The 24,923-nt window shown below is 34.3% G+C and carries 30 protein-coding genes and 1 tRNA gene; 20 read left to right on the top strand and 11 right to left on the bottom strand.

All coding sequences use genetic code 11. From position 1 onward, the window contains the following. From AXA65_RS14725 to AXA65_RS14800, 16 genes are all read left to right on the top strand, one after another. A partial coding sequence (locus tag AXA65_RS14725; protein WP_317040358.1) for a transposase occupies positions 1 to 191 on the top strand: 191 nt, incomplete at its 5' end. Between the two features lie 33 nt (positions 192 to 224). After that, a complete protein-coding gene (locus AXA65_RS14730; protein WP_063970838.1) occupies positions 225 to 1,607 on the top strand; it encodes a hypothetical protein in 1,383 nt (460 codons plus the stop codon). 37 nt (positions 1,608 to 1,644) lie between these two features. Next, the gene (locus tag AXA65_RS14735; RefSeq protein ID WP_131797828.1) at positions 1,645 to 2,319 is read left to right on the top strand and encodes a hypothetical protein; all 675 of its coding nucleotides are present in this window, start codon (positions 1,645 to 1,647) and stop codon (positions 2,317 to 2,319) included. Between the two features lie 160 nt (positions 2,320 to 2,479). Continuing rightward, positions 2,480 to 3,247 carry a hypothetical protein gene (locus AXA65_RS14740; RefSeq protein ID WP_063970840.1) on the top strand — a complete coding sequence of 256 codons (768 nt, stop codon included), beginning with the start codon at positions 2,480 to 2,482 and terminating at the stop codon, positions 3,245 to 3,247. A 27-nt stretch (positions 3,248 to 3,274) separates the two neighbouring features. After that, positions 3,275 to 3,871 (top strand): hypothetical protein, encoded by a 597-nt coding sequence (locus tag AXA65_RS14745; protein ID WP_063970841.1) that lies wholly within the window; start codon positions 3,275 to 3,277, stop codon positions 3,869 to 3,871. A gap of 161 nt (positions 3,872 to 4,032) precedes the next feature. Continuing rightward, complete coding sequence (locus tag AXA65_RS14750; RefSeq protein WP_131797829.1) at positions 4,033 to 4,668, top strand: hypothetical protein; 636 nt, start codon at positions 4,033 to 4,035, stop codon at positions 4,666 to 4,668. A gap of 25 nt (positions 4,669 to 4,693) precedes the next feature. Beyond that, positions 4,694 to 4,933 (top strand): hypothetical protein, encoded by a 240-nt coding sequence (locus tag AXA65_RS14755; RefSeq protein WP_063970843.1) that lies wholly within the window; start codon positions 4,694 to 4,696, stop codon positions 4,931 to 4,933. Positions 4,934 to 4,948: 15 nt separating this feature from the next. Further along, positions 4,949 to 5,638, top strand: coding sequence for a hypothetical protein (locus AXA65_RS14760; protein ID WP_131797830.1), 690 nt, complete (start codon positions 4,949 to 4,951; stop codon positions 5,636 to 5,638). Next, positions 5,628 to 6,062: a hypothetical protein gene (locus AXA65_RS14765; RefSeq protein WP_063970845.1), complete on the top strand. Its 435-nt coding sequence runs from the start codon at positions 5,628 to 5,630 to the stop codon at positions 6,060 to 6,062. Before AXA65_RS14760 ends, AXA65_RS14765 begins: the two co-directional genes overlap by 11 nt. Before the next feature lie 94 nt (positions 6,063 to 6,156). Beyond that, positions 6,157 to 6,660, top strand: a complete 504-nt coding sequence (locus AXA65_RS14770) for a hypothetical protein (protein ID WP_131797831.1) — start codon at positions 6,157 to 6,159, stop codon at positions 6,658 to 6,660. 29 nt (positions 6,661 to 6,689) lie between these two features. Next, positions 6,690 to 7,490 carry a hypothetical protein gene (locus AXA65_RS14775; protein ID WP_131797832.1) on the top strand — a complete coding sequence of 267 codons (801 nt, stop codon included), beginning with the start codon at positions 6,690 to 6,692 and terminating at the stop codon, positions 7,488 to 7,490. Between the two features lie 10 nt (positions 7,491 to 7,500). After that, positions 7,501 to 8,271 (top strand): SH3 domain-containing protein, encoded by a 771-nt coding sequence (locus tag AXA65_RS14780; RefSeq protein WP_131797833.1) that lies wholly within the window; start codon positions 7,501 to 7,503, stop codon positions 8,269 to 8,271. Positions 8,272 to 8,289: 18 nt separating this feature from the next. Next, complete coding sequence (locus tag AXA65_RS14785; RefSeq protein WP_131797834.1) at positions 8,290 to 9,255, top strand: hypothetical protein; 966 nt, start codon at positions 8,290 to 8,292, stop codon at positions 9,253 to 9,255. A 45-nt stretch (positions 9,256 to 9,300) separates the two neighbouring features. Then, positions 9,301 to 10,086 carry a hypothetical protein gene (locus AXA65_RS14790; protein ID WP_131797835.1) on the top strand — a complete coding sequence of 262 codons (786 nt, stop codon included), beginning with the start codon at positions 9,301 to 9,303 and terminating at the stop codon, positions 10,084 to 10,086. A 22-nt stretch (positions 10,087 to 10,108) separates the two neighbouring features. Next, positions 10,109 to 10,402, top strand: coding sequence for a hypothetical protein (locus AXA65_RS14795; RefSeq protein ID WP_063970851.1), 294 nt, complete (start codon positions 10,109 to 10,111; stop codon positions 10,400 to 10,402). Between the two features lie 119 nt (positions 10,403 to 10,521). Continuing rightward, the gene (locus AXA65_RS14800; protein WP_131797836.1) at positions 10,522 to 11,223 is read left to right on the top strand and encodes a hypothetical protein; all 702 of its coding nucleotides are present in this window, start codon (positions 10,522 to 10,524) and stop codon (positions 11,221 to 11,223) included. A gap of 178 nt (positions 11,224 to 11,401) precedes the next feature. On the opposite strand, the gene AXA65_RS14805 is transcribed toward AXA65_RS14800, so the two are convergent. From AXA65_RS14805 to AXA65_RS14825, 5 genes are all read right to left on the bottom strand, one after another. Continuing rightward, positions 11,402 to 11,488 (bottom strand) — tRNA-Ser (locus AXA65_RS14805). A 47-nt stretch (positions 11,489 to 11,535) separates the two neighbouring features. Further along, positions 11,536 to 12,552 (bottom strand): asparaginase, encoded by a 1,017-nt coding sequence (locus tag AXA65_RS14810; RefSeq protein WP_063970853.1) that lies wholly within the window; start codon positions 12,550 to 12,552, stop codon positions 11,536 to 11,538. A 227-nt stretch (positions 12,553 to 12,779) separates the two neighbouring features. Next, positions 12,780 to 13,736: a D-2-hydroxyacid dehydrogenase gene (locus AXA65_RS14815; protein WP_063970854.1), complete on the bottom strand. Its 957-nt coding sequence runs from the start codon at positions 13,734 to 13,736 to the stop codon at positions 12,780 to 12,782. Between the two features lie 220 nt (positions 13,737 to 13,956). Further along, positions 13,957 to 14,358, bottom strand: coding sequence for a hypothetical protein (locus AXA65_RS14820; RefSeq protein ID WP_063970855.1), 402 nt, complete (start codon positions 14,356 to 14,358; stop codon positions 13,957 to 13,959). Between the two features lie 202 nt (positions 14,359 to 14,560). Then, a complete protein-coding gene (locus AXA65_RS14825) occupies positions 14,561 to 15,355 on the bottom strand; it encodes a hypothetical protein (protein ID WP_063970856.1) in 795 nt (264 codons plus the stop codon). 129 nt (positions 15,356 to 15,484) lie between these two features. On the opposite strand from AXA65_RS14825, the gene AXA65_RS14830 reads away from it, so the two are divergent. Further along, positions 15,485 to 16,753: a hypothetical protein gene (locus tag AXA65_RS14830; protein WP_063970857.1), complete on the top strand. Its 1,269-nt coding sequence runs from the start codon at positions 15,485 to 15,487 to the stop codon at positions 16,751 to 16,753. Between the two features lie 7 nt (positions 16,754 to 16,760). Here AXA65_RS14830 and AXA65_RS14835 read toward each other — a convergent pair whose 3' ends face one another. Beyond that, complete coding sequence (locus AXA65_RS14835; RefSeq protein WP_063970858.1) at positions 16,761 to 17,744, bottom strand: hypothetical protein; 984 nt, start codon at positions 17,742 to 17,744, stop codon at positions 16,761 to 16,763. A gap of 18 nt (positions 17,745 to 17,762) precedes the next feature. Then, positions 17,763 to 18,290, bottom strand: coding sequence for a hypothetical protein (locus tag AXA65_RS14840; protein WP_063970859.1), 528 nt, complete (start codon positions 18,288 to 18,290; stop codon positions 17,763 to 17,765). 427 nt (positions 18,291 to 18,717) lie between these two features. Between AXA65_RS14840 and AXA65_RS14845 the strand changes: the two genes are divergently transcribed. From AXA65_RS14845 to AXA65_RS14855, 3 genes are read left to right on the top strand one after another with little or no spacing between them, the layout of a single operon-like run. Continuing rightward, positions 18,718 to 20,115, top strand: a complete 1,398-nt coding sequence (locus AXA65_RS14845; RefSeq protein WP_063970860.1) for an APC family permease — start codon at positions 18,718 to 18,720, stop codon at positions 20,113 to 20,115. Continuing rightward, the gene (locus AXA65_RS14850; protein WP_063970861.1) at positions 20,105 to 20,842 is read left to right on the top strand and encodes a hypothetical protein; all 738 of its coding nucleotides are present in this window, start codon (positions 20,105 to 20,107) and stop codon (positions 20,840 to 20,842) included. Before AXA65_RS14845 ends, AXA65_RS14850 begins: the two co-directional genes overlap by 11 nt. A 10-nt stretch (positions 20,843 to 20,852) precedes the next feature. Continuing rightward, complete coding sequence (locus AXA65_RS14855) at positions 20,853 to 21,476, top strand: hypothetical protein (RefSeq protein WP_063970862.1); 624 nt, start codon at positions 20,853 to 20,855, stop codon at positions 21,474 to 21,476. Positions 21,477 to 21,480: 4 nt separating this feature from the next. Here the strand turns inward: AXA65_RS14855 and pheA are convergent, their stop codons facing one another. The 4 genes from pheA to AXA65_RS14875 all read right to left on the bottom strand — a co-directional run bounded on the left by pheA (position 21,481) and on the right by AXA65_RS14875 (position 24,922). Next, positions 21,481 to 22,329: a prephenate dehydratase gene (gene pheA / locus AXA65_RS14860; RefSeq protein WP_063970863.1), complete on the bottom strand. Its 849-nt coding sequence runs from the start codon at positions 22,327 to 22,329 to the stop codon at positions 21,481 to 21,483. 202 nt (positions 22,330 to 22,531) lie between these two features. Beyond that, on the bottom strand, positions 22,532 to 23,320 hold the full coding sequence (locus tag AXA65_RS14865) for a DUF2490 domain-containing protein (RefSeq protein WP_063970864.1): 789 nt from the start codon (positions 23,318 to 23,320) through the stop codon (positions 22,532 to 22,534). A gap of 55 nt (positions 23,321 to 23,375) precedes the next feature. Further along, positions 23,376 to 23,819, bottom strand: coding sequence for a hypothetical protein (locus tag AXA65_RS14870; RefSeq protein WP_063970865.1), 444 nt, complete (start codon positions 23,817 to 23,819; stop codon positions 23,376 to 23,378). A gap of 32 nt (positions 23,820 to 23,851) precedes the next feature. Beyond that, a complete protein-coding gene (locus AXA65_RS14875) occupies positions 23,852 to 24,922 on the bottom strand; it encodes an endonuclease/exonuclease/phosphatase family protein (protein ID WP_063970866.1) in 1,071 nt (356 codons plus the stop codon). Position 24,923: the final 1 nt, after the last annotated feature.

Raw genomic sequence — 24,923 nt, forward strand, 5'->3', positions numbered from 1 at the left:
GAGCCATCATTGAGACAATAAATGATGAATTGAAGAACCATTGTCAGGTAGAACACACCAGACATAGAAGCGTGAACAATTTTATGATGAACATTTTGGGAGGGCTAACCGCTTATTGCTTCTTTCCAAAAAAACCGTCACTCAACTTGAAAAAAGTAAATGACGGTCAATTATTTTTAAACTTCGCATAAACCGAACTCAGGTTAATTTAAGTAAAAAATCAAATGAAAAAATCAATTATAATCTTAACAACATTATTTTTTGTTTCAGGAACTCTTTCTGCGCAGAAAAAACCTACCAAAAAAAGCGTCACTGAAATTTCAAAAACAATTACGGATTCTCCACCACCGATGATGTCGGTCTCGTCAGAAGAGAAAAAATATGAAAATGAAAAAATGTGTGCCAATTGTGACACCCTAGTTTTGGAAGCGGGGAAACCGCATATAGTAATCTACGACATTCAACAAATGAGTAGTTGGGAAAGCAGAATATATCGTGAACAACCCGATAAAAATAATTCGTCTGATGAAGAATATTACACATTGAAAAATTTGGGAAAACGAGAATGGGAAGAACTCCACCGAAATTTTCCGGAAAATGAAGTAACGTATCATCACGTTTTCCGAAATACATTAATCAAAGCACAAAATTCCACAAAGGAAAATGTTAATTTTCTCAATCGCCAAGAGCAACACGAGGGTTTTATATACTGGAGCGGAAAGCCAACTGATAAAATTCTGCAAAGCAAAAAAATGGTTTTTGCGACAGAACAAATCTCAAAAATTCGTGGCGATAGAAAAATTTCTTCCTATTACTCAGATTTTAAGCAAGATAGTTTATTGATAGAAAACCTTATGAAAACTACTGTTGCCGATGAAAATGTAAAAAACAACATCAATCTATTTTTGCAGAAAGAAATTTTAAAGGAGCATAATCTTCCCTTTGAGTTGATGGATTTTACGAATGTAAAAACAATTCATTTAGAAATCTCTCCTGAGAAAAAAGCAACCTTCACCTTCAATACTACAGGACAATTAACTGGTTTTAATGACCATGAAAACGAGATATACAAATTTATTTATAAAAACAATTTGCCAATAAGCGTTTTAAAAAATGATAAACCCTATGCAGAATTAGCGTTTCAAGGAAACAATATTTCGCTAAAAAACAATCAATTTCTTAAAACTTTTCAACTTTTCGGGAAGCTTTTTTTGTCAACCAAGCAATTTTATACTGAAAAAGAACAATATGAAATGATGAATTTGAAAAGTCCTGTTCATTGGGAAATAAAAACCGAAAACAATCAAATTTGCGAATATTTTTCACGCACAGATTCTCCCGACGAATCTACAACTTGCTACAGCAACAACCAGTATCAATTGCCATTGACCATTACTTATCATTTTAAGAACCCGTCGTTTGAAATGACAAATACTACTGTATCTACAATGAATGAAAACGGCGAAATAGTAGTAAAATCCGAAAATGAACGCAAATCTTCAAAATTAAAGTACAAAATAGAAAAAGGTATTCTAAAAACCTTTCAATATTTTACAAATGATGAAGATTCTCCAGCAATTTTGGTAAAATATGAATTTTATAAGTGATAAGTGTTGAAAGATTGGGAAATAAATAAAGAATAAAATGATGCGATTATTTTTGTCATTATTCGTTTTAACAGCGTTTTTAAGTTGTCAAAATGAGAAAAAGGAAGAATCAATTAATAAACAATCGGAAATAATTGTCCCCGAAAAAAGACTTCCGAAACTTCCGAAACTTCCAAAAAACGAAAATGAAAATACAAAACTTGAACTGGAAAATGAAATTTTCAAAGTTATAAATGCCTTCAAAACAAAGGACGAAAAAACGCTCAATTCATATATAGACGCAAACGTGGGGTTTTATCTTATTCCTGGTCCGGGAACTTTATTGAATTTTGTAACGATGGACAAAATTAGTTTTGATAACGCTCACATTTCTTACCATAAGTTCGGCGACGAGTCAATACAGCGCTACAAACCCATCTATGAAAATCCACCAACCTATGATTGTGAAACATATAAATGGAGCAAAGAAGGTTTGTTTATTGATAATGAAAAAATCACCATTTTCACATATATCGTGGAAAATCCGCTTAATAACGAATATGACATCTCATTCACAAAAGATGAAATCGCTAAAATAAAACAGATGGAAAAAATCAGCAAACTGGTACATCTCGCAGAAAAAGAGGGCGATATCGTTTTCGGAATTGCTAAACACAATGGGAAATATATAATCACATTTTTAAATTTTAGCCAATCCTACTGCGATGTATAAAAAATACAAATCGGAAATTGTTTCACAATAAATTAAAAAAAATGAAACGATGAAAACTAAGTGTAAAAATTAAGAATTAGGACAAAAAATTGAAAAAAAAACTGAAAACCAAGTGAGGAAAAACACCTTCAACAAAATATTTATAATTGTCTTTTTGGCAATGAGTTATAACATCCAAGCCCAAGAAATAAAATTCCCGAAAAGTTTTCATGGCGACGCTTCGCTTTTCGAAGGGATGAAAATCGCAGAAATTCCACAGGAATTGCAAACTAAATATGATATTCACAAAAATCCGGGTTTAATTTCTGATGCTTCAAAAACCAAAGGCTTTTTAATGGGTGGGAAAATTAAAAATGTGAAAGCCGTTTATTTCGAAATTTATAAAGATTTAGAAGAAGAAGAAGAAAAAACGAGTTGTGGTTTTGAGGTTGCTCAGTTCGATTTGGTTGATGAAATGGAAAAAATTCTGCCAAAAACAGACAAACAAAGCGAAAGTGTTATTTTATTAACATTAGAAAACTACTTAATTATGGTGTATGGACCTGTATCCAATAACGTTGGCAAACGGCTTGATGATATGTCAAATTATTTTCAGAAAAAACTGGGTGACAAATTGATTAGAGACAGAAAGAGAGAGGTTGTGACCTCGGTTGTTGATGATTATGTATCAAACTTACCTCCTCCGTTGCCACCAGAACCGAAAAATTCTTATACACAAATAGCTATTGAAGATTTAGATAAACGCATTGCCAATACTGATGGATTAGCTTACATGCGCACCAAAAAAAGAGAAAAATTAGCGCCAGGAAAATACCGAGCCACAAGTACATATCCTACTTTCGAGACATTAAGTTTTACGCTAAATGAAAATAGTTTGCTACACGGAGATTATGATGATGAAGAAACTTCGAAATTATTGAAAAACTAAAGAAACTGTAACAGACAAAGATTCAAAATGAAAAACATCAAACACAAACTTCTTCTTACTTTGGCATTAATTTTCACGATAAATTTTGCTTTTTCTCAGGAAAAAAAGAGCAATTACAATACAATTGTCTATAAAATTTCTGGAGATTTGAATAAAGATAATATTCCGGATCTGGTAGTCGTGAAAGAAGATAATACCGATAAACACCATCCCTATTTGCTGGAAATATTCTTTCAAAATAAAAATGGAAAATACGAAACCGTACTCACCTCGACAAAAGCGGTGATGGAAAAATATCCTTATGGTGACCAACGAACCGAATTGATACTGGAAAATTTGCAAATAAAAAACGGAATTTTAATCTTTAGAAACGGCATGATTAGAGGAAGTATGATTCATAAATTCAGGTTTCAAAACAGAGAATTCGAGTTGATTGGATATACGTACACCAATGCAAGCGCAGGATACATCGAACATACAGATTACAATTTATCAACAGGCGAAAAGGTCGATAAACACACCGATTATCAAACAGTCAAGATATTAAAGTACACAAAAACGAAACAAAAAATGCAAGAACTACCCAAGCTAAAAGATTTTACGCCATTTGATTTTACTTATTAAAGTTGAACGCATTTTACAAGCAAAATATATTTTCTTGATTGGTGTTGCTTGTTTTACGGTAGAACCGACAGAATTGGAAGCAAAAAAATAATATGGCTTTGAAAAATTGGTAAAAAGCTATTTCTAAACTATAAAAATTATTCATTGAAATAAAACACATAATGAACAAAAGCAATCTTTATTACTACCTGGGAATACTTACTCAAACCTTAGGATGCATCATACTTTACATCGTATTTTTTATGTCATTTCCATATTTTTGGCTATTTTCATTAGTGGTTTTAGCAGGCATTTTTCTCATCCTAAAATCCGGCAAAAGAACGGCGACAAAAGCGATTACAATAATCGCAGTTCCGATTATAATTGCAATTTTACCTGCTGTATCCTTGCTTACACAACGCAATGCACCAAAAACAGAGGGCATATTATTTGAAGAATTTTTTTTCAGTGATGAAGACCAAAACAAATGGTTAGAAAATGCAAATGACGAGCTCCAGGTCTTAAAAAATGTTGAGAATTTTACTCAGCTTGAAAACAAGGCTACTACTGATAAGTTGGACGCCTTTTATAAACACAAAGCAAAATATATTTTCGTGATTGGTGGTGGCTGTTTTGTAGCAGAAACAACCGAAATGGAAGCCAAAATAATCAGCGATTCCTTATTTATTATTTGGCACGAACCCAATTTTCCCTGTGCAACAGCAGGAAAACATTCCAGAACCAATATGGCCTTGGAAATTGATAAAAAGCTATATCCAAACTATAAAAATTTCAAAGTAATCATCAAAAACGAATAAAAATTTTAATTAGAAAACACGCAAAATGAACAAAAACAATATCTATTATTCTCTCGGAACACTTTCTTTAGCTTTAGCAAGCATCAGTTTCTATGTTATTCTTAATTATTGGATTTTCGGATTTTTCCTTATATCGGGACTTTTTCTTATCCTAAAATCGAATAAAAAACCTTGGTTAAAGATATTGACCATTATTCTTGTGCCTATTATTTCGATTTTCCTGTTCTTCATCATTCTTTTTGGACTTAGTGATGAAGCTATTTAATTTAAAATTTCTGAAATGAAAAATACAGCCACTTCTCTCCTATTATTTATGATTTTGCTTGGATTGCAATCTTGTGAGAAGAAAATCCCGAAAAATTCCAATCTTGGTATTACAAATTCAACTAAAAAAACATTTCAATTTACTGAAATAGGACGCAAAGAAATACTTGATGTGAAATTTCCTGACTATTGGAATACTCAAACTTATAATGATAGTGAAGCACCACCAATGACCAAAGAAGCCGTTTATTTCGAAGAAAAACTAAATGATTTAGATTATTTTGATTCGGTTAAAGGTCGGTTGATAAAGACTAAATTTTACAACACTTTTTTAACTGAAAAAAATCAAAAAATTGATTCATTATTTATCTTAGATTCAATTTCAAATAAAGATATAAGTTTTGTTTACATCAAATCCTATAAAACCGAAAATGGGCAATATGATTGGCCTCCAACATTCCAAGAAATTGATTTGCTTATTTTTTCAAAATCTAAATTTAAAGAGAAAGTAAATATCTATTCATGCCAAAATTATCCATTTGCTGTTGGAATGAGACTTGGTTATCTCAATCGTGAAGGAGACTTATTTGTAAAGGAATTTGACACAGATGAAGAAAAGACAGCATTTGTGAAAGAAGAACACATACAAATCTCTAAAGATGGAAGTACAAAACTAATTTCTTCTGCTAAAAAAAATGAAAAATAAAATATCCTTTCTATTATTAATTTCTTTTGGGTTTGGTTTGCAATCTTGCGAGAAGAAAACCCTGAAAAATTCCAATTCAGGGTTAACAAACTCGGCTCAAAAAGATAGTTCTGTAATTCATCAAAACTTGACTGAGAATTATGATTATCAAGATTTCCCGGAGTTTTATGAGCAACTAAGAAAATCTTTGAATAATAAATCTGAATTAATGAATTTTTGTGATTTTCCTTTCAATGAAAATATCTCAAAAGAAGAATTTTCTCAGAACGAGTTTATTTCCGAGGAAGTAAAAAACTTAATCTTAAAAGTATATCCGGAAAAATCTGGTGAAAAATACATTATTGATAACGACAGTTTTTACATTCAATTTGAAAAAAATAAAAAAGGAAATTGGAAACTAAAAAACATTGAAACAAGTTATTAACTAATAATAGAAATAAATTTTTCAACTTATACTATTTTTAATCGTCTTATGCGTGTTGATAATCATTCTATCCAACATTTCTAAATTGACATTGATGAAAAAGATTCTTATCATTGTTTCCGTTTTATTCGTGTTTTTCAGTGTTTTGACTTATATTTTCATCACAGGTTGGGAACGTGGAAGAGAACCAAAAAGAGCAGATTTTGAAATGTATGAAAATAAAAAATTAGAAGACAGTATAAAATCTATTACAACAAAAAAAACAAAAAGCACTATTTCTGAAAAAAAAATTAGCGAAATACAAAACCAAAGTTTTGTAATAAGTTGCGGAAGTGGTTGTGCGATGACTTACAAAGTGAAAGAAATCAATCAAATTAACCAAGTGTCAATTGAAGTGACATTCGAAGTAGATATGTACATTGATGAGCAAATAACCGAAACATTTGACGAGACTTACGTTTTCAGTTATGGCAATATCAACACTATCAGAAATAAAAAATCTGATGAATACATCGAAAAAATTTTCACAGAAAGTGCACAACAATCTTTTACTGATTTTGGAGCGAAATTGATACGGTCAGGCATTTTAACAGATTAACATTTAAGAATATCTAAAGTAAACACAAGATGAAAAACACTCTCACTCCTGCTCTCTTTTTTTTAATGATCTCCTTTGTTTTCTGTTTACAATCTTGTAAAAAAGAAAAGAAATACGAATTAGAAAATATTCCCAAATCCGAAATTGAAAAAACGGAAGACAGCGTAAATTCAATAACAGTTTCAGTTGAGATGCTTGAAAAAACGCTGCAATATTCCATTACCGTTGAAAAAATTGATTCTTTGCAATATTATTCTGTGAAGAAAAAAACAGCTCCGAAAAAGAAAATTATTGCAAAAATTACAGACATTAATGAAGCAAAAAAACTTCTGAAAGGAATTGTAGAATTTGATGAAAACAAAGACTTTGGCGCAAATCCAGGTGTTAAAAAAATACATTTCAGAAACGGAAAAAAATATGAAAACAATGGAGATTTTGATTATTCTTTTTTCATTGCATATTACCCACAAGAAGATATATTGCTTTGCGAAGGCGGTCACGCAAGCGATGTAAGTTTTAATTTAAAAAACGGAAAAGAAACCGAAGAAACGGGAAATCCTGATGTTTTTGTTTTTTCTCCTAAAGAAAATTTCCGGTTAAACGGGCATTTCGGTGGACAACAATGTTCTTCCTATTTTATTCAAAAAAGCATTAATAATGAGTATGTAAAAGTCATTCAGTTGGATGAAGAATTTGAAAAATTGACAAAAATTTGGCTTTGCATCATCGGAGATTCATTTTGGGCGGATGAGAAAACTTTATTTCTTACAGAAGACAGCAATTTTGGTGTGAACACAAAGTTTTTTAAGGTAAAAATAGTTGAAAAGTAAAAAACGCAAAATGAGAAATCAATTTAATATCCTTCTATCATTGATAATTTTTTTCGCTTTTACAATGCATTCGTGTCAAAGTAAAACTGAAACTGAAACCGAAAAAATAGCCACCAAACAAGGCATCATTGTTCCCAAAATTGACAGTTTGAAATATTCGGAAAAATATTGTTGCGTTCTTTCGCCCGAACAAGGTTTTTCGGTATATGACAACCCGAAAGGAAAAATCATTGGAACTCTTAAAAGGATGGGTAACATCAAAGAAGACAACCAGGTCCCTTATAAAATTTATTTGGTTACAGGCGACAAAAAAGTAAAAATAGAAAATTTTCGGGAGATCAGTTCTGAAATTTTCGCCATCAATTATACGGACTCTGCCGAAGGCTTTGTAAAGGTTGTTGATTCTTCAAAAAGCTATTGGCTCAGCGTTGCTGAAATTGAAAAGAACGGTTTTAAGACGGTGAACTGGCGTGACCAAATGATTGAGCAAAGCAAAGGTGTTTTAGGCTATTATGCCAACGAACCCGGATTGAGATTGCGAAAAGAACCCAACTCAAAAAGTGAAATAATTGGCTCGGTGCGAGGAGATTTATTTGAAATAAAACTTACAAAAAATATCTCCGGACAATGGTGCAAAGTGAAAGTCACAAAATACAAAGAGCATCCCTGCAACACCGATTTGGAAGAAGCAGAAAATATAGAATCCCAAACTGAAGGCTGGCTAAAAATCATTGATGACAACGGAGAGCCCAATCTCTGGAGTTACACAAGAGGTTGCTAAAAATTTAAAACTAAACAAATGAAAAATAGATTTATATCTCTCCTATTAATAATGATTTCCATTGGTTTCGGAGTGCAATCTTGCGAGAAGAAAACTGAAAATCCAACAAAAGAAAATTCAACCCAGAAAAAAACAGAAGTAGAAAAAATTCCCAGCAAATTCAAAAGTAAGATAAGGCCTAACGAAAATATTGAGCTTGGAAAAATCTATACCGATACCGTGAAATTTATACAGTTTATAGATTATACAGACGATTGGCAATTTCTGGTGAAAAAAAACAAGGATACGATTCATTTGATTTATAATCATGAAGACCTGCAATTTTTCAGAGGAAATGAGCTAGAAATTAAGTGGAAAATGGATAGCATGAGAGCTGCAGGAGATTCGGATTTCTTGGATTATCGGGAGTTTTTGGTTTCCGCAAAAAAAATAAAACCTGTTAAACTTACTGATAAAAAAACAAAATTTTTATGGCGTGAAACTCAATATGACAAGGATCTAAAAACCAATATCAACCATATTATACTTAATGAAAATTATATAAAAACAATTTCCGAACACGAAAAAGTAGCCTTGGCTTATGTTGCAACTTTCATCGGAAACGAATGCCGTTGGGACGGAGATGCAAATGAAAATAGAAGCAATATGAAATGTAAAATCCTTGGTGCATTAGATTTGGGTTATCAATGCTCGCAAAAACATTTGAGTCTTCTTCGGTTTTGGTTTAGAAATGATAACGAAATTTTGAAAGAACTTGAAAATTGCCCAACAACACCTGATGGAGCAACGATTCAGGAAACCTTTGATGAAATAAATTTAGAAACTTCGGGCAACAAAATCATCGTTTCTTTCAAAGCAAGCGGAATTAATATGCGTGAAGAAACATCTTGGAATTGGTCTGAAAAACATATTTTCGAACTCAAAGAAAACGAACTTATTTTGCTAAAAAAAGAAATTTCCCCAATCCATCACAGCACATTTTAGGTACGAGGAAATTAACAAATATTAAAAAAAAGCACAAAAATCAATATGAAAAACATATTAACCTCTCTCCTATTAATAATAATTTCACTAGGCTTCGGAGTGCAATCTTGCGAGAAGAAAAATGAAAAAACTACCGAGAAAACATCCATAAAAAACAATGAAACCAATTCTGAGATTGATACCGTAAAGGATAAAATCGAGATTGGATTTGTTGATACTTTTGAGAAACTTCCGAAATTCGTGATAGATCCTACCTCGGAAGCTGAATTTAATGTGCAAGCGGAAACCAAAGATTTTGTTGTGGATAAAATTGAAAAAAGTAACAACTGTTTTTATATTCAAACCTCTAAGCAAAAACTAAAATTCAAAGAATACGGCGACAATGAGCACAATGGAAGCGAATATTTAGGATTCAATAAAAATTTGGATTTGTTTGCTGTGCAAAATAATTCTGTTACCGAAGGATTAGGATTTGCAGAAATGACATTGATTCATCGCTCTACCAATTTTGTTTACGAAATAATTTCTTTGGGAGATTGGAGTGTCTCTCTCCCAAAAATGTCGATGAATAATAAGTTTATGGTATATTTTCAAAATCCGGAATACGAATCTAAAACATTGAGTATCGCCGTTTTGAAAATTGATAAAACACAGCCTTCAAAACATTTTTTAAAAGAATATTCGAGTTGTTTTGTAGATAATGGCTTATCTATAGAAGAAATCCGCTGGAAGAATGATGACAAGATTTATTTTAAAATGTACAAATCTAGTCTGGATGAAAACGGAAATGAATTTAAAACTTACAAATATTATTTTGCGAAGATCAATTAAATTGATATACATTCGAAAACCAATGAAAAAACTAATTCTATTTTTAATCCTAATCATTTCCCTAAGCTGTAATTCAGAAAAAGAGAAAAAGAATTTGGAAAATACCACTTGGAAATTTTGCGGAGATAATGGTGCTTTTCTTCCTGATGTTTTTGTTTTTAACGAAAAATATTGCTCTGTAAAAAACGACAGCATCTTTTGGAATAATAAAGATTCATTAATCGGAATCGTTGACACCATAACTTTACATTACGGCGCAAGAAGATTGTATGTGAAGGATTTGAGAGGAAATGTTGGGAGATATTGCGAACAATAAATGATTTATAAATGGTTACAGATACAATTTGAGTATCAAACCAAAAAGGGCGACCAAAAAAATATGGTCAATTGATAAAGGCTATGTCAATCGCCTCGATAAAAAAGAAATAGAATAATATGAAAAACATCTCGGTAATAAATATTTTATGTTTGATCGTCTCAATAGGAATACTATTTTCTGTTGACCCTGTTGTAAATTGGGTATTCCAGCATCATTTTGAAAAAAATATTTTACCTTTCAGTCCTCATGCAGAGTTTGAAATGTATTTTTCAGAGTCTAGAATCTCATATGACCGAAATTTCATGTACGGAATATGGGGCTTCATTCTAAGCCTGTTTTTATTACTTATTTTTCTCGATTTCAGACTTTCTTATATCAATGATTCCAACTCTCCGGATAGAAAAAGACAACTAAGTATCTTTATGCTTAGAGTTTTTGCATATGCGTTTATTTTTGTTGCATTTCCGATGAATCTACTTATTTTCGACAAAGGTTCTTCCGCAGAGATGCTTTCATTTTCAGATAAAATGATCCTTTCTTCATTTATATTAGTAATGCTCAATGCCGGATCTCTTATTCCTTATCTATCACAAAGAAACATCGCCCAATTTTTCAAACTCAAAGATGTTCTGATCTACAATATAGGAATGATCGTATGTATGTTGGTATTGCTTTATCTTGGTGTCAGTCAATATGTAGCACCTGCAATTGCTGGACTTTTGTCAAGTTTTGGATTTTTAAAGAAAATGTTGGACGCCTGGAATCACATCGACGAATATTTTGATATCAAGGGCAAACGTATCTATGAAATGTTTTGAAAATTCTGGCAAAGAATAGATATATAAAACGTTTTACGAAAATCATAATATTTCAATGAAGAGAGATATCAAAACTGAAACTGCAGATCATTATCATTACCCACTTAAAAATTGTGTTAAAAACAATGTAATGATAAACAAAAACCTCCGATAGAAATTCTATCGGAGGTTTGTTTTGCAGAGAGGAAGGGATTCGAACCCTCGGTACAGTTACCCGCACACTAGCTTTCCAGGCTAGCTCCTTCAACCACTCGGACACCTCTCTATTTGAGGTTGCAAATATAATGAAATATCTGAATTCTCAAAAGAATATTAAAACTCTTCTGTAATTTCTCCCGAAATGTTTTCGATAAACAGCTCTGCAAAGCTCTTTTTGTATTTTGGATTGTTCAAAGTATGCATTGCTTTTGTGATGGCGGACTCTGCGGTCATATCTTTTCCACTGATGGCACCGATCTTTGTGAAGATGTTACTGTTGCTGTATTTCCCAAAACTAATTCCGCCCGAAATACATTGACTGATAACGACGACCTCAACGCCTCTATTCCTAAGTTCCTGCAGAACATTCTGAGTTTTCTCATTGTTAAATATGGTTCCAGAACCGAAAACCTGTAAGATAATAGCTTCAGCGGTTTTGATCTCCAACAAAGATTCGAAGTTCATTCCAGGGAAGATCCTGCAAAACAAGATATTTTCATTAAGATAATCATCGAGTTCGAATTCGCCTTTTGGCTTCCACAATACATTCTTATCGACATTCAGATGAACGCCAGATTGACCAAGGATCGGGTAATTTGGACTTTGGTAAGCATCGAAGAACTCCGCTGAATATTTCAGACTTCGGTTTCCGCGCAGTAATTTATATTCGAAATAGACCGCGACTTCTTTGATGACCGCTTCGTCATTTTCATAAAGACTGGCGTAATACAGACTTGTCAAAAGGTTTTCCTTCGCATCGGTTCGTAAATCTCCAATTGGTAGTTGTGATCCTGTAAGAATGACTGGTTTCCCAAGATTCTTCAACATAAAACTGAGAGCTGATGCCGTGTAAGACATTGTATCTGTTCCGTGGAGGATCAGGAAGCCATCAAAATTGCCGTAGTTCTTGTAGATCCAGTCAGCGATCATTCGCCATTCCTGCGGACCCATATCAGAAGAATCTACGGGATTCTCGAACGGATGGACGGAAACCTCACATTCCAGGAGATTCATTTCCGGAATTCTCTTGAAGATCGTGGAAAAATCAAATGGAACCAGACTTCCTGTTTCGTAATCTTTTTCCATCCCGATCGTGCCGCCGGTGTAGATGAGAAGTACTTTTCTATTCATAGTTGAACGCCAAATCTCTGGCAATAGTTTGTTTCGAGGTTGAAAACTGCAGCCCGGCTTGAGTGGAAATCCTTTTTTTGCTTGGGTACAAGCGTTGGCAAAAAAGATTGGGAACGGAAGGCGGAAAAGCTGCCATAAAATCCCAACAAAAGTAAAATTTTAATCTGAATGGTGAAAATAAAAAATGCCCGTTAAAAAACGAGCATTTTATCTATGTTTAAGTTAAATTATTTAACCAAAAGGATACTTGCGATCTGATTCGCCAACTCTGTTCCGATTCTGTCCTGAGCTTCCTCCGTCGCAGCACCTGTGTGAGGCGTCAAAGAGATCTTCGGGTGGTTCAATATTTTATCGGAAGGTGTAGGCTCGTTCTCGAAAACATCAAGACCTGCAAATGCTAATTTTCCAGAGTCCAAAGCCTCGATCAAAGCATTTTCATCGATCACACCACCTCTCGCACAGTTCACGATAGCTGCGCCAGGTTTCATTTTATTCAACTCTGCAGCGCCAATGATCGGGCCATCCTGAGCAGGAACGTGAAGCGTGATGAAATCTGAATGCTGGATCAATTGCTCCAATGGCTCAGTCTCGATCTCCACATTGATGTATTGGCTGTTGTAAAAATCTACTCTTACGCTCGCTTTTCCAATTCTTGTATCAGAAGCGATCACTTTCATTCCCAGTCCAAGTGCGATTCTTGCAACCTCTTGTCCGATTCTTCCGATGCCTACGATCCCGATGGTTTTACCTCTCAGTTCGATTCCGGCTTCGTATTTTTTCTTAAGTTTTGCAAACTCGGTGTTTCCTTTCACTGGCATTTGTCTGTTCGCATCCTGCAAGAATCTGCAGCCTGAGAAAAGGTGTGCAAAAACCAATTCCGCCACAGATTCCGATGAAGCTGCCGGCGTGTTGATCACGTGTTTTCCTTTTTCTCTCGCGTAAGCCACCTCGATGTTGTCCATCCCAACGCCACCTCTACCGATGATCTGCATACTTGGGCAGTTATCCACCATTTCTTTGGTCACTTTCGTCGCACTTCTTACAAGCAGCACCGTCACCTGATTTTCGTTGATATAAGTAATTAGATCTTCCTGAGCCACTTTATCAGTGATCACCTCGAATCCGTTTTCTAATAGCGCATTGATTCCAGACTGCGTCAATCCGTCATTTGCAAGTACTTTCATTTTAAATTAATATTTTTAGGGAGAACATTTCTGTTCATTATTGATTTTTTTAGGAGCCATTTCCTGCTATCCGCTATATCTTTTTTGTTTCCGGTGACTTAGCGAAATCGAAGTTATCAGAAACAAAAAAGGATGCCGCTGCTATCAGGGCTACGGGTTTTGTCATCAAATCAAAAATTCCCGAGAATTGAACGCGGGAATTTTTTGATTTGAAATATTTTTAGTCACGGAAAACTTCTATGGTCACTTGTCTTTCAACCATATCTGTGAATTTCCCTTTGTATCTAGTCGCTTTTACAAGGTGGTTATCGATCCAGTGGTAGTTTCCGCCTCTTGGTTTTCCCAGTAGAACGCTGTGGTATTTGAAACCGTGTTTGTTCAACCAAGTTTCTGTCACCTCTCTCAGGTCCTCTGTTCTGGAAGTGAAAAAACAGATCTGGTGACCTTCGTCATACCATTTGTTGATCGTTTCCAAAGCATCCGGAAAAGGCTCGCAAGTCACCATTCTTTCTGGTTCTTCATTAGGAACATCTTCGGTGATCGTTCCGTCGATATCGATCAGATAATTCTTGATGTCGCCTTTCAGCATTGGGCTCAGATGTTCTACGTATTCTAATTCCATATTGTGGTAAAATTGAAGTTGCAAAATTAGGCTTTTCTCTGTGAACTAACAAACTATTATCGAATGCTTAATAGAATCTTAATTTTATAGAATATTTTAAAGAAAAATTTCCTTTTAGTTTTATCCAAAATAGGAAGTGAGCGAATATTTTTAAGTTAAAAAAAACAGATTTGCATTTTCAACTTCTTTTAATTTCAAAAAATTACAGACCTTCGATTGGATCACCACTGAATAATTTAAGAAGCTCTTCACGATTCATTTTACGGATAGAATCATACATATTGTAGAATTTTTGTGTCCCGTCTTTCATTTGATAATGGATCTCAAACCAACCATGTTTTTTATTGGTCGCCAACACAAAAGCAATTTTCTTGTTTTTATCCGCTTGGTAAAGAGAATCTATCTTTTTTTTAGAAAATCTTACAATAGGAACTTCTGAGATGGATCGTATTTGTCTTTCTTGAAAATCATCACTTAGATCGGCAAATGTGTTGCGGTCTGTTTTGTATTTAAGCATTGTGCTCTTATAGAAATAAATACTTTTTGAACTGAACGGAAAAATAATGTCACGATTTTCTTCTTTCCATTTTTTCCACTTTGTCATCAAAGAAATCTCCCCATTGTCTCCTTCCTCAGAATTGCTCTTGATCAAATATTGATTCAGTTGCTTTCCATCTGAATCAAAATAAAGCGCATTACCACTGGCAGAAGAGGAGGAAATCAGATATTCAGAATGATTGGATCTGTAAAACACTTTGGACAGACTTATTCTTCGGAATCTGTTGTTGGAAATTGTAATCTTGTAAGGAATGAGAACCAAAGCACTGTCCGAAGTCTCAGAGAACACAGGCTTTATCTTTTCAGAAAGATCGTTTACCGCTTTCATCTCGGTAATTACTATTGGTGGTTTCGTATAAAAAATAAATCCAATCAGCATAAATATGGCTACAATAATGGAAAATGTAAAAACGAGTTTTCTTTTCAAATCTATTTTCATTTTATCAGCTATTAGTTTTCATTGGTAAATATATTAATAAAAAACCTCCGATTATTTATCACTTGTTATAGAAAAATGAAAATTTGGTTATAATTGAATATATTTGATTTAGAAAAAACATAAACTACGATGATTAAAAATTTCCTAATATCAACGATTATCATTTTATTGACAAGCATATCATGCTCTCCCAAAATTATCCGCAATTGGAAAGAAGGTGAAAGATCAGACTTCGGAATTACGTCACCTTCCAAAGCTGCTTTTTTTGTTGAAAACGAAAATATCCAAGCCGAAGAAGAATTGGTAAAAAAGCATACAGGAACAGCAGATCACATCTATGGTCTATTTGGCACAGCAGCAGATCTGATGTTAGTTGGCAGAACCAATGCAAAGACCTTTAAATTTACCAAAGGAAAAAAAACATGGTTTGTAGACGTCAACCAAATGACGAAAAGAACTGCAATGATCCTCTTTGACGGTTCAGAAAAACCAATGATCGAATATGATATCGAAAAATACCTGCCTCTGGTGAAACTCTACTTATCAAATGATCTAAAGAATACAAAAAAGCAAACTAAAACTATACTCAAACAAGAAAATGCTACAAGATCTGTAGTAGATTCTATTTGGTCGATTGCTTACAAACCAGATCAGAAATACGCACAAAGCCTTCTGAAAAATTTAAAACGCAATTTTTCGCCTCCTGTTTTCGGATTAAGCGCAATTAATTGTGATGGGACAATTGAAACCCAAGTTTTTATCGACCTTGCTGAGAAACAACTAAGTTACAGCTCTTCTGTGACTTACAAAAATGGGCAGATCATGAGCAGTGAATATGAAAGAAACGGAGAAATTTCCGGACAGAAATACCATTTCAATACTCTAGGCTTGGTAGATTCTATTGTTTTTCATTTGAATCATAAAAAGGACTACGAAACCCAATTCAAATATCTTCCGCAACGCATTGTTACCAGATTCTACAACAGCCGATCTCGCGATGAATATCTTCTAAACGACAAATTCGAAATCTCAAAAAAAATAAGTTTTGACGAAAGAAACAATCCAACATCTCAACAGCATTTCTTCTACGATGATCTTGGAAGAGTGATTCGGGAAGAATCCTTTTCTTCTGGAAAAAAACTGAGTACCAATTTTTATGAATACGAAAACAAGGAGCAAAACCGCTTTTCTAAAATGAAAGTTGTTTCTACCGATGAAACTTATATTTCTGAAAACACCAACACGATTGTCGACGGCAAAGAAACTTTCATCAGTACGACGAATGGAAAAGTTCAATCCAAAACTGTTTCCCAAATCAACAAAAATTGTGAAGGAAAAGCATTGATCTACGATGGAAACGGCGCCATCACAGGTGTAACAATACAACGCAAAAAGTAATTTACGATCACTTCATCTTCGACAATAGAAACCCGATCTCTGTCATAACAGCTTCAAAGGGTTTTGTTTTTTTGGTGGCAGAAACGATGGTCAGATGTCTGTACTTGTTTGGATTGGACTTCTTCGAGAAAAGCATATTGAGTGAAGTTCCAGTGTAGATACCATTGGTATGATGTTTTGTGACCTCAAAATTATAAAACAGGTCAAGATTCATTTTTTCATAGGGAATGACCCATAAAAATTTAGTATAAACCATTCTCTCTTTAAGATTGAAAATTTTTCGAGTTGAAATAATGATTAGAAAAATAAAAGCCGGAATTCCTGTTATGAAATCTATAAACTCAATATCCGAAGTACTTTTTGACTGCAAATTGTAAAGCTGATAAATGAATAATATACAGAAAACAAGAAACAATACAATATGAAGCTTGTTCCTTGTGATCAACTCAAATTCATTATCATCAATAGATTTAAAATATTCCAAATTATTAAGACCAATGATTTTTTCATCTCTAGTTTCAGGGATTTTATTGAGCCATTTTTCATTGATGAGACCAATGAATTCGTTAGCTTTCTCTGAGCTACCTTTCAATTTTATGCCGAAGAATATCAAGTTGATAACGTTTGAAAATCGGTCGGTTTTGTCAATGACCTTGTAGCTGTTTTTCTCAATCTCGATATCTTCAGCTTTCATTTTAATCTTTTTATAAAAGAATATCTTTTTATAGACCTTCTTTTCTGCCCAATCGAAATGGTATGAATAATGATACAAAATAAGACCAACTGGAAAAAAGATGATCAGATTGATAAGCAAAGAATAAAACACGAGCTTCAAAACTTCTTCAATGATGAAATCATCTGAGATAAAATAAAGAATAGGAACTAGCGCTATCAGAAGAAATAGCAGAAGATAGACCAGAATAGAAATATAGCCTCGTAAAGGATATATTTCGTAAGCTTTTCCATCGTTCACAGATTGAAATTTTGTCATTGTTTATGTTTCAAAATTTTATTCTGTGCTGTAATCTCCTTCTTGACCATCCGTTCCCGCGTCTTCCTGAGACACGCAAAACAACCTGTGATGGAACTCATAATCCGACTTTGTTCGTACTGTAGTTGGCGCAGGTTCTAGTAAATAAGAGATCACACCTTTCGGGATCATTTGCGTAGCTTTTGGCAAGATCTCGACATTGATAGATTTTTCCTTTACTTTCTCTTCCGGCGGATTCCCGTAAACGTAAGTCACAATTCCCAAGACTTCTGTCGATTGATTGATAACGTAGCACTTCCCATTACCATATGTAAATCCTTGAGTTGGAAAAACCATCACTTTTTCCTCGCTGGTAGTACAATTTTGGATGATGTAAATTTTCGGGCAGAACATATAGATCAGGATTCCAAGCGGCAAGATGACCAAAAACGATTTGCGTTTGAAATCTTCCTTATCATACTTGTTTTCGATAAAAAGACATACACCATAGATAACAGCGGCCAAAACAGCCAGTGAAATGTAGAATACAGTTGCAGTAATGATCATTTTAATATTTTTTTAGTTATAGTTTTATCGAATATCTCTTTTCTTTTTAACCTTACAATGACAGCGGAATGAAAACAATTCCCGTTAATTGATAAGCTTGAATCACTGCTATCCATTTGGGCATTTTCTTAATTTTTGAAATTCAAGCCATTCAAAATTACTTTTTCTCTTAAATCTCATGCTTTTATATTAGTAACAAAAAAAATTAAAAAATAGAATATGTGATAAGTAACTTTTCATTTGTTTGCTATTTCTATCAAAAATAATATTTTCATCCATATTATTGATAAAAATTATTGGTAAATCTTCTTTTTAGACAATTGTTATAAATAAATTAATATCGTTAAACTATTATAAAAACTTTTAATTCGTTCGCCGTCATCAAAATACCAAAGATGTTTTTATATTTGATGAAGAATAAAAAACTATGGAAAAGAAACTCAAACTTTGGGACGCAGTGATGATCGTGATGGGATCCATGATCGGGAGCGGGATTTTTATCGTGAGCGCCGACATCATGCGGAATCTCGGTTCCGGCTACTGGCTGATCGTGGTCTGGCTGATCACAACTGTGATGACCGTTGCAGCTGCGATCAGCTACGGCGAACTTTCGGCAATGTTCCCAAAAGCGGGTGGACAATACACTTACATTACGGAGATCTTTGGAAAACCTATGGGATTTCTCTACGGTTGGGGCATGTTTACGGTGATCCAAACCGGAACGATTGCAGCTGTAGCTGTGGCTTTCGGGAAGTTTACAGCTTATCTTGTTCCTTCCTTGAATGACGCAGCACCAATTTTTAAAAGTGGCGAATTTCAAATTACATGGATTCAAATTTTAGCGATTGTCGTAATTCTTTTCCTGACTTTTGTGAATACGAAAGGTGTTCAATTCGGGAAAATCTTGCAGAATGTTTTTACTTCTTCAAAAATTATCGCACTTCTTGGATTGATTGTTTTAGGTTTTATTTTGATTGATAAATCCAATTGGAGTTCCAATATGAGTTTCGGCTGGGAAGCGTTCCAAAACCTGAAAAACACAGAATGGACGGTAATTTCCGGTGCCACAATCCTTGGCGGAATTGCTGCAGCGATGGTTGGTTCGGTTTTCAGTTCTGTGGCTTGGGAAAATGTGACTTTCATTTCAGGAGAAATCGAAAATCCTAAAAAGAATGTTGTGAAAGCGATGATCTTGGGAACTTCTGCTGTGATGATTCTTTATCTTTTGGTAAATTTTGTTTACCTGAACGCGCTTGACAGAGATTCTATCGCTTTTGCAGCGAATGACAGAGTTGCGGTTTCCGCAGCGGAGAAAATGTTTGGAAATGCAGGAACGATTATCATTGCAGTTCTTGTAATGATCTCGACTTTTGGTTGTGTGAACGGAATTGTTTTGGCTGGTGCAAGGGTTTTCCAAACCATGGCAAAAGATGGTTTGTTCCTGAGATCTGCGGTTGAAAACAACAAAAATGGCGTTCCGGAAAAATCACTTTGGATGCAGGGAATCTGGGCAAGTTTGCTTTGTCTGAGCGGACAATACGGAAATCTTTTGGATATGGTTTCCTTCGTGATCGTTCTGTTTTATATGCTGACTGTTTTCGGTGTGATCTACCTAAGAATTAAAAAACCTGAAATGGAAAGAGGTTACAAAACTTTTCTTTATCCTTTCACGCCTGTGCTTTACCTTTTGATTGGAACGGCGTTTTGTATTCTGCTTTTGATCTATAAACCAGATTATACGTTGCCAGGATTGGGATTGATTTTGCTTGGGTTGCCGGTTTATTTTTTTATTAATAAGAAAAGCATAAATACTAATGAAGATTAAATTATTGCTGTTATTAATTTTCTTATCATTTAAACTTTCAGCTTGTAAGTGCAAAAAAGATGTCATTGCGCAGGATTATTTTGAAGCCGACATTGTTGCAATAATTACCGTAGAATCTACTTATGGAAATGAAGAGCTGCAAGAAAAAATATTTGGATCAAGAATTTATAGAGCTAAAATAAATTTCGACAAATTATACAAAGGAAACAAATTTGAAGAATTAATAATTTTTGGCAGCACTAATAATGCTCGTTCCGGAAGTTGTGAAAAGCTTGTCAAAGCTGGAGAAAAATATCTTCTTCTCACGAGTAAAAATCAAAATGGAGACTATGTTGTGTCTCTTTGTAGCAGTATGTATAAAATTTATGATAACAGTCTAAATGAAGTCAATAAATACAGCAAACAATTCAATTATTTAGAGAAAAACAAAAGCCTGTTCAAAGATTTAAAATTTATAGACTACGATGATGAATCCGAGAATTGGGATCATATAAAAAAAATGACAACAAATGAGTTTGAAATTATTTTTGGAAAAAAAATAAAAAACAAATTTGGAGTTTATAAAGTCAAAACTGATAGTGAAAATAATATTATCGAAATACAATCCATTAAAAAAATTGGACTTAATGAAAAGAAAATGTTGGCATTAATAAAGAAAAATATTATAGTTTATTCTCCTACTTATAAAAATTCAGATTCAGAATATTTATTATTTTTAGATTTTTAATTCTTAAGTAATGTCAATTAATTCAAACTATATATTTTCTGATTTAATCTCAAAATATTCCAATGATGAAATTTTAAAAACTGATTATTGGCAAGAAATTGAAAAATCATATTCTCAAAAAAGCAGAAAATACCACAATCTAAATCATCTTGAGAACATGATCTTGGAATTGGAAAATGTGAAAGATGAAATTTCAGATTATGATATTATGTTGTTCTCAGTTTTTTATCACGACATCATTTATAAAGCAACTTCTAAAGATAACGAAGAAAAAAGTGCAGAAGTTGCAAAAACAAGATTGGATAAACTTAATATTTCCAATGAGAGAATAACAAAAATCTACAATCAAATTCTCGCGACAAAATCTCATAAAAGAAGTGATGATTCTGACACCAATTTTCTACTCGATGCCGACTTAGCCATTCTTGGAAAAGATTGGAAAGTTTATGACAATTACATTCAACAAATCAGAAAGGAATATTCTATATATCCAGATTTTCTCTATAATCCTGGACGAAAAAAAGTTCTAACTCACTTCCTGGAGTTTGATGAGATTTTCAAAACAGATCACTTCAAAGAGAAATATGAAAAGATGGCGAGAGAAAATATTCAAAGAGAGATTCCGATGTTATGATCGATTATCCTTCCAACAAATATTCCTTGTAATTCCCCAAAAACTTCACATCAGCGCCGATCGCTTTCAGTTCGTCCACAGAATTAATGTAGAGCACATTGTCCCAACCGCCAACAACGGTCACGAAGAAGAAATAATTTCCCAATTTGGTCTTCAAAGTACGTGATTCGATTTTGCTAAGGTTCATATTTCGCCACGCAAAAACCGACAAAACCTGATGCAATCCTCCAGCGTGATCTTGCGGTAAAGTGATCAGCATCGCAGTTTTCTTTCCGATATTTTCCAGATGATTCTCGTAAGAATTCTCGGTTTTGGAAATTATGATAAATCTGGTGTGATTCTCCTCCACGTCATGGACGTTCTCATTAAGGATCTTCAAACCGTACAATTCGGCAGCAAATTTATTCGCAACAGCCGCAATTTTTCTTTCTGGATTTTCGGAAACCCGTTTTGCCGCCGCAGCAGTGGAAGCAAATTCCTGTTTCGGAACGTCGGGATAATTTTTATTGAGTGAATGAAAACTCTGCGCTAAAGCCTGCGGATGAGAATAGATCTTCTCAATAGAATCTTGATTTTCCTGACCTGGATGGATCATCAGATGATGTGCAATCGGCATCACCGCTTCAGCCTCGATTTTGATCTCGGGCGTTTGATAAAGATAATCCAAGGTCATAGAAACCGTTCCTTCAATCGAGTTTTCCAATGGAACCACCGCTTTGTCCACTTCATTGTTTTGAATCGCCAGGAAGCAGTCCAAGATGTTTGATTTTGGGATCAATTCGTCATTTGGGAATAACTGTGTTGCGGTCAACTGCGTAAAAGAAGCTTCGGGTCCTAGGAATGCGATTTTCATTTTGCGAAATTAAAGAATTTTTGAACCACAAAAGTCACAAAAGTAGATTTATTCTTAAACAAAAAATCCTTTGACTCCGCTCAGGATGACAACTCGAATTCTAATTTACCAAATATTCACAATGTCAGGTTGGGCGGAGTCGAAACCTTTTCAATCAAAAAACTTTTGTGCCTTTTGACTTCGTCGAATCTTCGATTTGTGGTTAATCCGTTTTCTTAGAAAAATCAAAATTGAAATTCGCACTAACGATAAATCCATTGTTATACTGGAATACATTTTTGCCTTCCACTTCCCTTCCCAATTGTACGATTTGATTCAAATAACCGCCTTCTACTCTTACCAAATTATTGAATTTGTAACCCAATAAAATTCCGATTCGGTTTTGGTCAAAGATATTTTCCCCGACATTTTTACCGAATCCGATCATCAATTCGTCATAAACAGCAACGTAAGGCGTTTTGTCCGCAATAGAATTTCCTTTCAAAGGCATTTGAAGACGGATCATATATCGCGCCCTATTCATAAATGGATATTGATCTTCAGAAGTCAAGTTAGCATTGGAATATCGCCCGACCCAACGCTGCTCCAGCATAAAACGGTGTGACATATCGATTTTTCCAATTTTATCTGTGACAGTTGCCATCTCATAGATCCTGTGTTCTGTGAAATCTTTTCCCATTCCGTTGATTGGGATTTCGCCGTACGGAAAAGTCTCTGCCCAAGCGTAACCTACTCGTAATTGCAAATTTGGATTCACCTGATAATTGAGTCCTAACCGCAAAAGACTTTGTTGCCAAGTGGTGATATAATCATTTCTTCGCCACTGATATTCTGTGTGAATGGAAAATCTGGAATCGAGTTTGAAAGTTCCGTTGTAAGCGTACCAACCAATGTTATTATGATCGCTGATTCTGTTTTGCGCGGAAAATGTGGATGAAATTGAAATTAGAAAAGCTGAACTGAAAAATAATTTTGCCTTGGTAAAAAACATATTTTTGAAATATCGATTTCAGCAAAAATAGAGATTCAGAAAGGGAAAAACAACTTTAATCAGTTTTTATCTTTAAAACGGCTGCGCTGAAATTGTTCGTTTTTTTGTCAGGATTGATCACGCTGGAAGTTTTCAAAAGATCTTCGGCAATCAGAATATTCCCATCGTGAACTTCGATATCATTAAGGAAAACCAATGCAGTTGAAGGTAATTTGAATCGTTTCTTCGCTTCTGCAATCGTCAGACTTTCGATGGTCATCTTTTCTTTGAGCGTGATGTTGATCAAACCATTTTTTATCAGATCATCAAATTTCGCAGTTTCGGTAGAAGGTGTTTTGTAAACCTGAACCTGTTCGATCTTATTTGGATCCAAACTATTCAAGGTCAGATTTCCCATCACCACATTCTGAACAATGACAATTGGCTTCGGAGCGGTTGTCTGCGCTGAATTTAAAATAAAAGCGAAGGAAAGTACGAAGCTAAAAATGATCTTTTTCATGATTAATAAATTTAGTTTTCAAGATACAAAATTTAATTGGCATCACCTTTTTCTATACCTTCCTCTATTTTTTCAATCACTTCCTCTTCTTCTTCATCAGTAATTTCCAGTTGACCTTCCGTATCTTCATTTCTAATGACAAGCGATATCCAAATCGGAAAATGGTCAGAATCTACGGACTTTGTGACATTCATATCCACCAGTCGGAAATGTGGACTCACAAAAAAATGGTCTAGAGGCCAACGCAGAAACCAGTATTTGGCGTGAAAGGTATTGAACATTCCTCTGCCTCGTCGGGGATCCAACATACCGCTGGATTTGAGGAATAATTTGGTAGTTTGTGACCAGGCGACATCGTTCAGGTCACCAAAAACAATGGCTGGTTTCCCATATTCTTCAGCTTTTTTGCCTACTAATAGAATTTCTGCATCACGTTCCGTACTTTCAGGATTTTCCTGAGGAACAGGCGGCGTTGGATGGATTCCGTACAATCGGACGATGTTATTATTATATTCCAGATCGGCAACAATGGACGGAATATCATCATCGATCAAATAATTGATCTCATAATTTTTAACCGGAAAATGACTGTAAAACAATAAGCCATAAGTGTTTGCGAGCGGAACCTCGATTTTGTATTGATAAGCTTTTGTAACCACTTCCAAGGCCTTTTTCCATTCTTCATCGGTCTCAAGAAAGAACAAAACGGAAGGGTCATTTTCTTTGATCAGGTCGATCAGTTTTTGGTAATTGCGGTTGTGTTGATAAACATTACAAACCAAAATATCGAGCGTTGTCTCATTAGGTTCTGGCAGAATTTTATCGATCATCGTCTTTCCAAATCTCGTGTAAGGAATAATGATATAGAATAGGTAAAGCGCAACTACAATTTCTGACACCAGAAGGATTTTATCGTAATCCGTCGGTTCATGAATAGCGAATTTCCATAAAACAATGAGAACCAACAAGATGACAAACTTCTGAAAACGAGGATAATCGAAGATCCTAAACGTCCAAAAAGTATTTTTGACTGAAGGAATCAAAACAGAGAAGATAGCTAATATGGAAATGATCCAGTACAGACAATACGTGTAGTTTTCCATA

Source organism: Chryseobacterium sp. FP211-J200 (assembly GCF_001643375.1).
Taxonomy (GTDB): Bacteria; Bacteroidota; Bacteroidia; order Flavobacteriales; family Weeksellaceae; genus Epilithonimonas; species Epilithonimonas ginsengisoli.

Excerpts from the sequence above, each read along its gene's own strand:
- AXA65_RS14755 (WP_063970843.1), top strand. The coding sequence starts at position 4,694 with ATGAACAAAAACAATATCTATTATTCTCTCGGAACACTTTCTTTAGCT.
- AXA65_RS14750 (WP_131797829.1), top strand. The coding sequence starts at position 4,033 with ATGAACAAAAGCAATCTTTATTACTACCTGGGAATACTTACTCAAACC.
- AXA65_RS14830 (WP_063970857.1), top strand. The coding sequence starts at position 15,485 with ATGATTAAAAATTTCCTAATATCAACGATTATCATTTTATTGACAAGC.
- AXA65_RS14775 (WP_131797832.1), top strand. The coding sequence starts at position 6,690 with ATGAAAAACACTCTCACTCCTGCTCTCTTTTTTTTAATGATCTCCTTT.
- AXA65_RS14765 (WP_063970845.1), top strand. The coding sequence starts at position 5,628 with ATGAAAAATAAAATATCCTTTCTATTATTAATTTCTTTTGGGTTTGGT.
- AXA65_RS14760 (WP_131797830.1), top strand. The coding sequence starts at position 4,949 with ATGAAAAATACAGCCACTTCTCTCCTATTATTTATGATTTTGCTTGGA.
- AXA65_RS14810 (WP_063970853.1), bottom strand. The coding sequence starts at position 12,552 with ATGAATAGAAAAGTACTTCTCATCTACACCGGCGGCACGATCGGGATG.
- AXA65_RS14785 (WP_131797834.1), top strand. The coding sequence starts at position 8,290 with ATGAAAAATAGATTTATATCTCTCCTATTAATAATGATTTCCATTGGT.
- AXA65_RS14780 (WP_131797833.1), top strand. The coding sequence starts at position 7,501 with ATGAGAAATCAATTTAATATCCTTCTATCATTGATAATTTTTTTCGCT.
- pheA (WP_063970863.1), bottom strand. The coding sequence starts at position 22,329 with ATGAAAATCGCATTCCTAGGACCCGAAGCTTCTTTTACGCAGTTGACC.
- AXA65_RS14730 (WP_063970838.1), top strand. The coding sequence starts at position 225 with ATGAAAAAATCAATTATAATCTTAACAACATTATTTTTTGTTTCAGGA.
- AXA65_RS14795 (WP_063970851.1), top strand. The coding sequence starts at position 10,109 with ATGAAAAAACTAATTCTATTTTTAATCCTAATCATTTCCCTAAGCTGT.
- AXA65_RS14850 (WP_063970861.1), top strand. The coding sequence starts at position 20,105 with ATGAAGATTAAATTATTGCTGTTATTAATTTTCTTATCATTTAAACTT.
- AXA65_RS14735 (WP_131797828.1), top strand. The coding sequence starts at position 1,645 with ATGATGCGATTATTTTTGTCATTATTCGTTTTAACAGCGTTTTTAAGT.
- AXA65_RS14770 (WP_131797831.1), top strand. The coding sequence starts at position 6,157 with ATGAAAAAGATTCTTATCATTGTTTCCGTTTTATTCGTGTTTTTCAGT.
- AXA65_RS14835 (WP_063970858.1), bottom strand. The coding sequence starts at position 17,744 with ATGACAAAATTTCAATCTGTGAACGATGGAAAAGCTTACGAAATATAT.
- AXA65_RS14845 (WP_063970860.1), top strand. The coding sequence starts at position 18,718 with ATGGAAAAGAAACTCAAACTTTGGGACGCAGTGATGATCGTGATGGGA.
- AXA65_RS14800 (WP_131797836.1), top strand. The coding sequence starts at position 10,522 with ATGAAAAACATCTCGGTAATAAATATTTTATGTTTGATCGTCTCAATA.
- AXA65_RS14740 (WP_063970840.1), top strand. The coding sequence starts at position 2,480 with ATGAGTTATAACATCCAAGCCCAAGAAATAAAATTCCCGAAAAGTTTT.
- AXA65_RS14825 (WP_063970856.1), bottom strand. The coding sequence starts at position 15,355 with ATGAAAATAGATTTGAAAAGAAAACTCGTTTTTACATTTTCCATTATT.
- AXA65_RS14865 (WP_063970864.1), bottom strand. The coding sequence starts at position 23,320 with ATGTTTTTTACCAAGGCAAAATTATTTTTCAGTTCAGCTTTTCTAATT.
- AXA65_RS14870 (WP_063970865.1), bottom strand. The coding sequence starts at position 23,819 with ATGAAAAAGATCATTTTTAGCTTCGTACTTTCCTTCGCTTTTATTTTA.
- AXA65_RS14745 (WP_063970841.1), top strand. The coding sequence starts at position 3,275 with ATGAAAAACATCAAACACAAACTTCTTCTTACTTTGGCATTAATTTTC.
- AXA65_RS14875 (WP_063970866.1), bottom strand. The coding sequence starts at position 24,922 with ATGGAAAACTACACGTATTGTCTGTACTGGATCATTTCCATATTAGCT.
- AXA65_RS14840 (WP_063970859.1), bottom strand. The coding sequence starts at position 18,290 with ATGATCATTACTGCAACTGTATTCTACATTTCACTGGCTGTTTTGGCC.
- AXA65_RS14790 (WP_131797835.1), top strand. The coding sequence starts at position 9,301 with ATGAAAAACATATTAACCTCTCTCCTATTAATAATAATTTCACTAGGC.
- AXA65_RS14855 (WP_063970862.1), top strand. The coding sequence starts at position 20,853 with ATGTCAATTAATTCAAACTATATATTTTCTGATTTAATCTCAAAATAT.
- AXA65_RS14820 (WP_063970855.1), bottom strand. The coding sequence starts at position 14,358 with ATGGAATTAGAATACGTAGAACATCTGAGCCCAATGCTGAAAGGCGAC.
- AXA65_RS14815 (WP_063970854.1), bottom strand. The coding sequence starts at position 13,736 with ATGAAAGTACTTGCAAATGACGGATTGACGCAGTCTGGAATCAATGCG.